The 10,069-nt window shown below is 72.2% G+C and carries 10 protein-coding genes; 8 read left to right on the top strand and 2 right to left on the bottom strand.

Translation table 11 applies throughout. The features are described 5' to 3' along the window. Both HII36_RS50420 and HII36_RS50425 read right to left on the bottom strand, forming a co-directional pair. The coding region (locus HII36_RS50420) for an SDR family NAD(P)-dependent oxidoreductase (RefSeq protein ID WP_236004926.1) at positions 1 to 187 on the bottom strand (187 nt) is incomplete at its 3' end. After that, complete coding sequence (locus HII36_RS50425; RefSeq protein ID WP_328808264.1) at positions 184 to 774, bottom strand: isochorismatase family cysteine hydrolase; 591 nt, start codon at positions 772 to 774, stop codon at positions 184 to 186. The genes HII36_RS50425 and HII36_RS50420, both read right to left, overlap by 4 nt. 176 nt (positions 775 to 950) lie before the next feature. Between HII36_RS50425 and HII36_RS50430 the strand changes: the two genes are divergently transcribed. The 8 genes from HII36_RS50430 to HII36_RS50465 form a co-directional block, all read left to right on the top strand. Then, positions 951 to 2,687 (top strand): serine/threonine-protein kinase, encoded by a 1,737-nt coding sequence (locus HII36_RS50430; protein WP_173530530.1) that lies wholly within the window; start codon positions 951 to 953, stop codon positions 2,685 to 2,687. Positions 2,688 to 2,756: 69 nt separating this feature from the next. Continuing rightward, positions 2,757 to 3,119 (top strand): Zn-ribbon domain-containing OB-fold protein, encoded by a 363-nt coding sequence (locus HII36_RS50435; RefSeq protein ID WP_173530531.1) that lies wholly within the window; start codon positions 2,757 to 2,759, stop codon positions 3,117 to 3,119. A 36-nt stretch (positions 3,120 to 3,155) separates the two neighbouring features. After that, positions 3,156 to 3,479, top strand: a complete 324-nt coding sequence (locus tag HII36_RS50440) for a VOC family protein (RefSeq protein WP_328808265.1) — start codon at positions 3,156 to 3,158, stop codon at positions 3,477 to 3,479. A gap of 55 nt (positions 3,480 to 3,534) precedes the next feature. After that, complete coding sequence (locus HII36_RS50445) at positions 3,535 to 5,082, top strand: class I adenylate-forming enzyme family protein (RefSeq protein ID WP_173530532.1); 1,548 nt, start codon at positions 3,535 to 3,537, stop codon at positions 5,080 to 5,082. Between the two features lie 29 nt (positions 5,083 to 5,111). Next, positions 5,112 to 7,151, top strand: a complete 2,040-nt coding sequence (locus tag HII36_RS50450; protein WP_328808266.1) for an acetate--CoA ligase family protein — start codon at positions 5,112 to 5,114, stop codon at positions 7,149 to 7,151. Then, positions 7,138 to 7,887, top strand: a complete 750-nt coding sequence (locus HII36_RS50455) for a glucose 1-dehydrogenase (protein WP_173530534.1) — start codon at positions 7,138 to 7,140, stop codon at positions 7,885 to 7,887. Before HII36_RS50450 ends, HII36_RS50455 begins: the two co-directional genes overlap by 14 nt. 131 nt (positions 7,888 to 8,018) lie before the next feature. Continuing rightward, positions 8,019 to 9,191: a TerC/Alx family metal homeostasis membrane protein gene (locus HII36_RS50460; protein ID WP_173530535.1), complete on the top strand. Its 1,173-nt coding sequence runs from the start codon at positions 8,019 to 8,021 to the stop codon at positions 9,189 to 9,191. A 255-nt stretch (positions 9,192 to 9,446) separates the two neighbouring features. Next, positions 9,447 to 10,069 (top strand): CHAP domain-containing protein (locus tag HII36_RS50465; RefSeq protein ID WP_217370964.1); only part of this gene is annotated, 623 nt, incomplete at its 3' end.

Below are 10,069 nucleotides of genomic sequence, written 5' to 3' on the forward strand. Positions count from 1 at the left end.
GGGCAGGGGTGGCCGGTCGCGGCGGGCCGAGGTGGGCGGCCGCCTGGCGGGCGGCGGTCAGGTCAACGTCGGCGAGGACGACGCGGGCGCCGAGCGCGGCGAGGTCGGCGGCGATGGCCGTGCCGATGGCGCCGGCGCCCCCGGTCACCACCGCCACCCGGCCGTCCAGCCGCAGTCCGTCCATCATGCCCATCCCGCCACCAGGTCGTGGGTGGCGGTGCGGGTGGCCAGCAGGCTGAGGGTGTGTTTCAGCACGCCCCGCGCGTAGTCCTCGGGAATCCCCGCCACGGCGTCCGTCACCACCGTGACCCGGTAGCCCAGGTTGACCGCCTCCAGGGCCAGGCCGGGGATGCCGAGGTTCAGCGACACCCCGGCCGCCACCACCGCGGAGACGCCGAGCGATCGCAGCGTCATGTCCAGGGACGTGCCGGTGAACGGGGAGAAGCCGTGGTGCCGCCGGCTCTCCAGGTCGCCGTCGTCCCACAGCTCGGGCAGCACCTCGACGGCCGGGCCGCCGTCCAGCATGTGGGCGGGGTCGCGGAGCAGGCTGACGATGAACGGGCAGTTGGCGGTGTGCGAGCCGGCCCGGTCCCGGCGGAACGCGGCGGTGCAGTGGACGACCGGGAGCCCGGCCGCCCGCGCCGCGTGGAGGAGGCGGGCGGTGTTCGGGATGACGTCGTGCCGGGCGCACGCCTCCACCAGTTCGGGAAATTTCGTGAGATCGCCGACGACGCCTCGCTGCATCTCCATGACCAGCACGGCCACGCGGTCCACCGGCGGCCTCCCGTCTTAGCCGAGCGCTTGCTTGGGAAGATCCAGGGTATCACCCGCGCCCGCCGGCGACCCGCCGTCACTTCACCCTTACGAACCGCGAAATTTCTGGATTCGTGACAACCCGAACCCCGGGTGAGACCGTCGAATCCACGACGGCTGCCTCATGGGGGTTGGACTTGGTCCCGGGTTACCGCGAAGTACGTCAGCTCGGCGCGGGCCGCACCGGCCGCGTGTTCCTGGCCACCTACCAATCCACCGGCGCCTACGTGGCGATCAAGTACCTGAACGCCACCCTGCGCAGGGACACCGAGTTCATGGACCACTTCCGCGCCGACACCCACGCGCTGGTGGACCTCGACGACCCGAACGTGGTGAAGGTGCACGAGTACGTCGAGACCGCGACCCGGGCCGCCGTCGTGATGGAACTCGTGGACGGCGTGTCGCTGCGCACGATCCTGGCCGAACACGGCAGGACCAGCCCCGAGGCCGCACTGGCCGTGCTCAAGAGCACGCTGCTGGCGCTGGCCGCCGGGCACGGCGAGGGCGTGCCGCACCGCGACGTCAAGCCGGAGAACGTGCTGGTCCAGGCCGATGGCACGACCAAACTGGCCGACTTCGGCATCGTGGTGCACGCCGAGGAGCCCGGGGTGCCCGCGGGCAGTCCGCCGTACATGTCGCCCGAGTTGTGGACGCAGGACCGGGCGGGCCCGGCCGCGGACCTGTACGCGGCGGCGTGCGTGTTGTTCGAGTCGGTCAGGGGACGTCCGCCGTACCGCGCGCCCAAGGAGGAGCCGGACGCGCCCGCGCACCAGGACGTGCCCGCCCTGCGTGACAAGCACCTGGTGGAGCCGGTGCCGCTGGAGGTGGTCCCGGACTCGCTGCGCGACCTGCTCAGACGCGGCATGGCCAAGGACCCGGCGGCCAGGTACGCCTCGGCCGCGCAGTTCGCCGCCGAGCTGGAGGAGGACGCGGCGGCGGCGTACGGGCCGGACTGGGAGAAGCGCGGCCGGCGGCACCTGGGCGAGCTGGCCACGCTGCTGGCGCTGCGCTTCCCGCTGGCCAGGACCGACCACGCGGCGCAGACGCCGGCCGCCGAGCGGGCCAAGGCGCTGCTGCGGGTCCCCGGGCTGCCGCCGCATCTGTGGATCGCCGGGGCGGTGGTGGTGGCCGTGATGATCGCGCTGGTCGCGTCCGGCGGGAACCTGCCGCCAGGGCCGGGCACGGTGCTGATGCCGGGGCCCGAGACCACGACGGCGCTCGACCCCACGCCGGCCGACGCGCACACCCCCACTCCGCCGCGCACCAGCGCCGCGCCCCGGCCCACCGCGCGCGCGACGTCCGCAGCCCCCACCGCCCCGGCGACCTCGGCGGCGCCGCCCGCGCCGACCGACCGGCAGAGCGGGAACGCCGTCGCGCCGCCGGCCGTGCTCGCCGCCTCCATCGTGCAGTGGAGCGGTTACTCGGGCCTGGTCAGGGTCTCGGCGGACGGGCCTGGCCCGGTGCGGCTGCGGGTGACGTACACGCGGCGGGACGGCGACGGGCCGGTGCGGACGCTGCGCGAGGAGAACAGGACCCTGCGCGGCGGCACCGCCTACACCCGCTCGCTCAGCCTGACCCAGGGCCGGGTGGGCTGCGGCGAGCAGGCGTACTTCGGGATCCTGGTGATGACCGTGCCGGCCGCGGGCAACGGGCCGCAGGTCAGCGAGGTGCCGGTGCCGGGCCCCGCCTGCCCGTCGGCGACGCCGACGCCGACAGCGACGTCCCCGACGTCCGGCAGGACCCCGGCCGCCACGCCCACCCAGAGCACGCAGAGCACCCAGGCGACGCAGACTGCGCAGAGCACCCGGACGCCGATGATCACCACCCCCAGCGAGGAACCCACCCAGGAGCCCGGCCGGACGCCGGCGTACTGAGGCGGCGGCCCGGCTCCCCGGCCGACCGGCCCTTGTCGGCTAACCAAGCGTGCGCTAGCTTGGCAGCAAATGAGCGCTGACACCTCCCCGTACTGGGCCGCCTGCGCGCGCGGCGAGCTGGTCATCCAGCGCTGCACGTCCTGTGACCGCAGGGTGCACCTGCCCGAGGCGCGCTGCCCCTGGTGCGGCGGTGACGGGCTGGTGTTCGAGGCGGTCTCCGGCGAAGGCACCGTGCACACGTTCACGGTGGTGCACCGCTCGTTCGTCCCGGCGTACCGGGGGCGCGAGCCGTACGTGATGGCCTGGGTGGACCTGCGGGAAGGCGCTCGCGCGTTCGGCCACGTCGTCGGGTGCGCGCCGGAGGAGGTGCGCATCGGCATGCCGGTGCGCGTGACGTTCCTGGACGACCTACCGCATTGGAGACCCGCGTGAAGCATCGGAGGCCCGCGTGAACCATCGGAGGCCCGCGTGAAGCTCGGCAATGTGCTGATCCCCGTCGCCGACCTGGACGAGGCGATCGCCTTCTACGGGCTGCCGGTCAAGTTCCGCGACGGCGACAGGTTCGCCGCACTCGACGGCGGCGGCGTCACGGTGGCGCTGGCCGGCCCCGGTGAGCAGGTGACGGCGTCGGCGGCGCCGTCGTACAAGGTGGACGACGTGACACGGGCCGTCGCCGACCTGACCGCGCGCGGCGCCGAGGTGGTGCGCGCGCCCGAGGCCGGGCCGCACGAGACGCGGGCCGTGCTGCGCGATCCCTCGGGCAACGTCTTCGTGCTCTATTCGCCACTCTGAGCGCTCCGCGAGCCCCCCGAGCGCTCTCTCAGCCCCTCTGACCTGGAGGCCCCCCATGGCGCGATCACCCTACGGCAACTACGGCCACGCGATCCTGACCGCCGGCGCGCTGCGCACGCCTGACCGGGTGGCGCTGACGTACTGCGGCGAGCGGAGCTTCACCTACGACGAGCTGAACCGCACGGTCAACCGCCGGGCGCACGCGCTGCTCCAGGCCGGCATCGCGCCTGGACGCCGGGTGGCCGCGCTGCTCAACGAGACGTTGCACGTGGCCGAGGTGTACCTGGCCCAGGCCAAGCTCGGGGCGCTGACGGCGGCGCTGAACCCGTACTGGCCGGTCGAGACGCTGCGCGACGTGGTGGCCGCGTCGGGCTGCACCGCGTTCGTGTACGACTCCACCGTGGAACGCCAGGTGGCCGAGATCAGGCCTGCGCTGCCCGAGGTCACCACCTGGATCAAGGTCGGCGGCCCCGACGACGACGCGCTCGACCTGGACGCGCTCGCCGCCACCGCGTCCGAGGACGAGCCGCCGCTGGGCGGCTTCGGCGACGACCCGCTGGCGCTGTACTACACCTCGGGCACGACCGGCCTGCCCAAGGCGGTCGTGCACACGCACGCGTCCTCGCTGGCCACCGCGCAGATCTGGCTGGACGTGCCACGCGGCCCCGACTCCGTCTTCGGCACCGGGGCGATCATCTGGGGAATCGGCTTCCCGGCGATCGTCGGCCCGGCGCTGTACGCCGGGATGCGGCTGGTGCTGGAGCAGAACTGGGGCCCGGCCAACTTCCTGAAGGTGGTGCCGCGCGAGCGCGTCACGCACGTGTCGCAGATCCCGTCGTTCTACGCGGCGCTGCTCGGATCGTCCGAGCACGAGGACGTGGACCTGTCGTCCATCCGGGTGATCATGCTGGGCGGCGAGCCGCTGACCGCGCCCATGCTCGACCGCATCAAGGCCAGGCTGCCCGAGGCCGGCGTCTACTCCTACTACGGCCAGACCGAGGCCCCGTACACCTGCATGGGACGGGTGGACGACGGCTCGACCCCGCTCGGCGCCTCCGGCCGGGCCCGTACCGGGAACGCGGTGCGGATCACCGACCCGGCGGGCAACCGGGTGATCGACGAGGTGGGCGAGATCAACCTGGCCGGCCCGCACCGGATGACCGAGTACGACGGTCAGCCGGGCAAGACCGCCGAGGTGCTGCGCGGCGACTGGTACGTGGGCGGCGACCTGGGCACCGTCTCCGCCGACGGCGTGCTGCGGGTGCTCGGCAGGCGCGAGGACGCGATCGCCAAGGGCGGTGTCTGGACCCAGCCGTCGGTGATCGAGGAGGCCGCCGCCGGGCTGGACGGCGTGGCCGAGGCCGGCGCGGTGGGGGTGCCCGAGGGCGCCGCCGAGCAGGAGGTGCTGCTCGCCGTGGTGCCGCGGGCAGGTCACACGCTGGAGGCCGCCAAGCTGTCGCTGGCCCTGGCCGAGCTGCTGCCGCCGCATCAGCGTCCCGACCACCTCGTGGTCACCGGCGAGCTGCCGCACTCGCAGGACGCCTCGGGCGGTCCGGGCAAGCTGCTGCGCCGCGAGCTCCGCGGCCTGCTGGGGCAGGCGTGACCGCGGCTCCGCGCGTGGGTGGAGCAGGCGTGCCGGCCGCGCCCGCGGTCGCCGAACACGAGGTCAAGGCGCTGCTGCGCGAGGCCGGCGTGCCGGTGCCGCGCGGGGTGGCGGTGCCCGGCACGGACTTCGCCGCGGTCGCGTCGCTGCGCGGGCCGCTGGTGCTCAAGGCGTACGGGCCGGGGCTGGTGCACAAGTCGGAGGCCGGGGCGGTGCGGCTCGGGCTGGCCGCCGATCAGGTCGCTGCGGCGGCGGCCGAGATGGCGGCCGGGCTGCGTGAGCAGGGTGTCGAGCCGGCCGGGTTCCTGGTGGAGGAGCAGGCGGCGGCCGGGGTCGAGCTGATCGTCGGCCTGGTGCGCGATCCCGGGTTCGGTCCGGTGCTGCTGACCGGGCTGGGCGGGGTGTGGACGGAGGCGCTGCGCGACACGGCGCTGCGGCTGTGCCCGGTGTCCGAGCCGGACGTGCGCGCCATGCTCGATTCGCTGCGCGGGGCGGCGTTGCTGCACGGGCATCGGGGCCGCTCGGTGGACGTGGCCGCGCTGGTCAAGCTGATCATGGCGGTGGGCGGGCCCGGCGGGTTGTGGGAGCGGCTGGAGCTGGGCGAGTTCGAGCTGAACCCGGTCATCGCCACCGAGACGGGCGTCGTGGCGGTGGACGCCCGTTACCTACCGGCTCCCCCTGCGGTCGTCGAGCCCTCCCGCGTGCCCGGCACGGACTTCCTGCCGCTCTTCGAGCCCAGGGCGGTGGCGGTCGTGGGCGCGTCCACCGGCAAGCCGAACTTCGGCACCATGTTTCTCGACTTCTACCGGGAGACCGGTGTCCCGCTGGTGGCCGTGCATCCGACGGCCGATCGGGTGGCCGGGGTGCCCGCCGTCCCGTCGCTGGCCGCCGCCGAGGTGGACTACGCGCTGGTCGCCGTCCCCGCCGAGCGGTGTCCCGAGGTGGTGCGTCAGGCCGCGGGCGTGCCGTTCGTGCAGGTGATGAGCGGCGGGTTCGGCGAGGCGGGCCGCGACGGGCTGGAGCGGGAGCTGGTCGCGGCCGCGCGTGAGTCCGGGACGCGGCTGCTCGGCCCCAACTGCATGGGCGTCTACAGCCCGCGCGGACGTCAGACGTTCGTCGGCGGCGGGCTCGGGCCGCCCGGCTCGATCGCGTTGATCTCGCAGAGCGGCGGCCTGGCCGGCGAGGTCATCAAGGTCGGCGAGCGGCGCGGGCTGGCCTTCAGCCGGGTCGTCACGGTCGGCAACGCGGCCGACGTCACCCCCGCCGAGCTGCTCGGCTGGCTGGCGCGCGACGACGAGACCCGCGCGGTGGGCCTGTACCTGGAGGACCCGCGCGGCGGCCGGGCGCTGTACGAGGCGCTGTCCGGCTGCCCGCTGCCCGTGGTGCTGCTGGTCGGCGGCCGCAGCGGCCAGGGCAGGCAGGCGGCCGCCTCGCACACCGGCGGCCTGGTGAGCGACGGCCGGATCTGGGCGGCGGTGGCCGAGCAGTCCGGCGCGACGCTGGTCTCCGGGCAGGACGACCTGATCGGCGTGCTGGCCTATTTCCAGGCGCACGGCCGCCGCCGGGTCGCGGGCGATCGGGTGCTGGTGATCGGGCCGAGCGGCGGGGCGAGCGTGCTGGCCGCCGACGCGTTCGACCGGGCCGGGGTGCGGCTCGATCCGCTGCCCGGCGGAGTCGCGCTGGGCGGGCTGGGCGTGGCGGCCGACGGCAATCCGCTGGAGGTGCCTGTCGGGCCGCGCGGACGTCCTGACCTGGTGCCCCGGGTGATCGACGCGATCGTGGCCAGGGGGGCGTACCGGGACGTGGTGGCGCACGTGAACGTGCAGAGCTTCTTCACCTACGGCGACAGCGCGGACCCGCTGCACGACTACGCCCGCCACCTCGCCGACGCGCAGCGCACCCGGCCGGACCTCAGGATCACGCTGGTGACCAGGAACGGCGACTGCGCGCCCGACGGGGTCGAGGACGAGGTCAGGCGGATCGCGGCGGCGGCGGGAATCCCCGTCTACCGCACCATGGAGGCCGCCGCGGTGGCCGTAGCGGCGGGAGGACGCCATGGGTCTGCTTGACGGCAAGGTCGCGCTGATCACCGGCGGGGCGCGGGGCATGGGCGCGGCGCACGTCCGGCTGTTCCTGGAGGAGGGCGCGCGCGTGGTCTTCGGCGACGTGCTGGACGAGGAGGGCAAGGCGCTGGCCGAGGAGACCGGCGCGCGCTACGTCCGGCACGACGTGACGAGCCCGGAGCAGTGGCGGCAGGCGGTGGGGACGGCGGTCGAGGCGCACGGCCGGCTGGACGTGCTGGTCAACAACGCCGGGATCCTGAAATACGGCCGCATCGCCGACATGACGCCGGAGGACTTCGACCGGGTGCTCGACGTCAACCTCAAGGGCACCTGGCTCGGCGTCAAGTCGGCGATCGAGCCGATGCGGGCGGCGGGCCGGGGCTCGATCGTGAACATCTCCTCGATCGAGGGCTTCATCGGCGCCGAGGGCCTGTCGGCCTACTCCGCCTCCAAGTTCGCGATCAGAGGGGTGACCAAGGCTGCGGCCCGCGAGCTGGCCAGGTTCAAGATCCGCGTCAACTCGGTGCATCCCGGCGCGATCAACACCGCCATGGCGCTGAACCCGGACCTGATGCGGGAGGTGGACGTGGAGGCGTTCATGAAGTCGATGGTGATCAAGCGGTTCGCCAAACCGGTGGAGGTGTCGCACCTGGTGGCGTTCCTGGCCTCCGACCGGTCCAGCTACTGCACCGGCAGCGAGTTCACCGCCGACGGCGGCCTGCTGACCGGCGCCGGGTACTGAACACCCGGATGCGTTCGGCCGGGCCCCCGGCGGGTACCAGTTAACGAGTTCCGGGTTGCGTGCGCCTCGTCAGTCTCACGGGTCGCCATCCCCCACGACGGCCCGCGTCGAGGTGCAGACATGGAGCCAGAGTGGACGTATCCGCGGCCGTGTGGTGGCTGACCATCCTCGGGATCGTCGGGCTGCTGCTGTTCGACTTCGTCTTCCACGTACGCAAGGCGCACGTGCCCACGCTGAAGGAGGCGGCGGTCTGGTCGGCCCTGTACGTGGGCATCGCCGTGCTGTTCGGCGTCGGGGTGTGGATCTTCGGCGGCGCCGATCCCGGGGCCGAGTACTTCGCCGGGTACGTGACGGAGAAGGCGTTGTCGGTCGACAACCTCTTCGTGTTCCTCGTCATCATGTCGAGCTTCAAGGTGCCCAGGGCCGATCAGCAGAAGGCGCTGCTGTTCGGGATCGTGTTCGCGTTGATCGCCAGGAGCGGGTTCATCCTGCTCGGGGCCGCGTTGATCAACTCGTTCGCGTCGGCGTTCTACCTGTTCGGCCTCATCCTGCTGCTCACCGCCGGGAACCTGCTCAAGGCGGAGAGCGAGGAGAGTCACGCCGACAACGTGATGTTGCGGCTGGCGCGGCGGTTCTCGCGCACGTCCGACAGCTACGACGGGGACAAGCTGTTCACCTACGAGGACGGCAAGCGCGTGATGACCCCGATGCTGCTGGTGATGATCGTCATCGCGGGCACCGACATCCTGTTCGCGCTGGACTCCATCCCGGCCATCTTCGGGCTCACCCAGAACGTGTACCTGGTGTTCACCGCTACCGCGTTCTCGCTGCTCGGGCTGCGGCAGCTCTACTTCCTCATCGACGGGCTGCTGGACCGCCTCATCTACCTGTCGTACGGGCTGGCCGTCATCCTGGGGCTGATCGGGATCAAGCTCATCCTGCACGCGTTGCACGAGAACAACGTGCCGTTCATCAACGACGGCGAGCCGGTGCCCGTCACCGAGATCAGCACCGGGCTGTCGCTGACGGTGATCATCGGCGTCCTGGCGGTGACCGTGATCGCGTCGCTGGCCAGCGAGCGCGGACGGGTGCAGAACACGGTCTCGGCCGCCCGCCGTCACGCGCAGGAGTACCTGGACATCGAACGTGACCCGAGGTGGCGCGAGGAGATCTTCCAGAAGCTGCTCGCCGAGGAGGCCCAGATCCGCGCGCTGCCGGAGAAGCACCGGGCGCGGATCCGCGAGGAGGACAAGCTCATGGCCCTGTTGCGGCGCGCGCACGACGAGCACGATGCTCGCAGGTAGATCTTTTTACCTTAAATCACCTGGTTTCGGATATTTCCGGCAGGCAGGCTGACCTGCGAAGATGCCGTATGGCGGGGCTTGACGCTCTCTTGGCGTGTGCTTGACCTGCAAATAGGTGCAGGTAACCTCGCTGATCACTGAAGAGTACACGTCTCCGGATTTGTGACACTTGTCCCAGGTTCCCCATACCCCTGGTCAGGCGGTCAAACCCGGTCATGTCCGGAAGGGTCTCCCCGCACTTCCATGACGCCCGAGATGCAGAAGTACATCGACCTGCTGGAGAGCCAGCTCGGCTACGCCGAGAAGGCCGGCAAGTACACCAAGTTCGGCGACTGGTACGGCAAGAACGTCGAGTTCGACGCGGACTACACCTCGGCGCCCTGGTGTGACATGTACCTGTCGTGGGCGGCGGACAAGCTGGGCTACCAGGAATGGATCGGGCAGTTCGCCTGGACGGTGGCCCACGCCGAATGGTTCCAGGAGCAGGACGCCTGGGGGAAGACGCCCAAGCCAGGAGCCCTCGTCTTCTACGACTGGAGCGGCTCGAACGACACCGACAGGATCGACCACGTCGGCATCGTCACCAAGGTCGAAGACGGCAAGATCTTCACCATCGAGGGCAACATCGACGGCGGCGTGGCCAAGCGCAAGGAACGCGACACGAGCAAGGTCGTGGGCTACGGCTACCCGGAGAAGATCAAGGAACGGCTGGACCGGGAGGCCGCCCAGAAGAAGGCCGACGAGGCGGCGGCCCTGGCTGCCAAGGCCGGCACCGAAGGAACGCTCCAACTGCCGGGAAACACCCAGAGCTCCGTGGTCCCGCACGTCGAGCTGGGCCCCCAGGCGGCCGCCCCGTCGGGCGCGGCGCCCCAGGCCAC

The organism is Nonomuraea antri (assembly GCF_013283785.1).
Classification (GTDB): domain Bacteria; phylum Actinomycetota; class Actinomycetes; order Streptosporangiales; family Streptosporangiaceae; genus Nonomuraea; species Nonomuraea antri.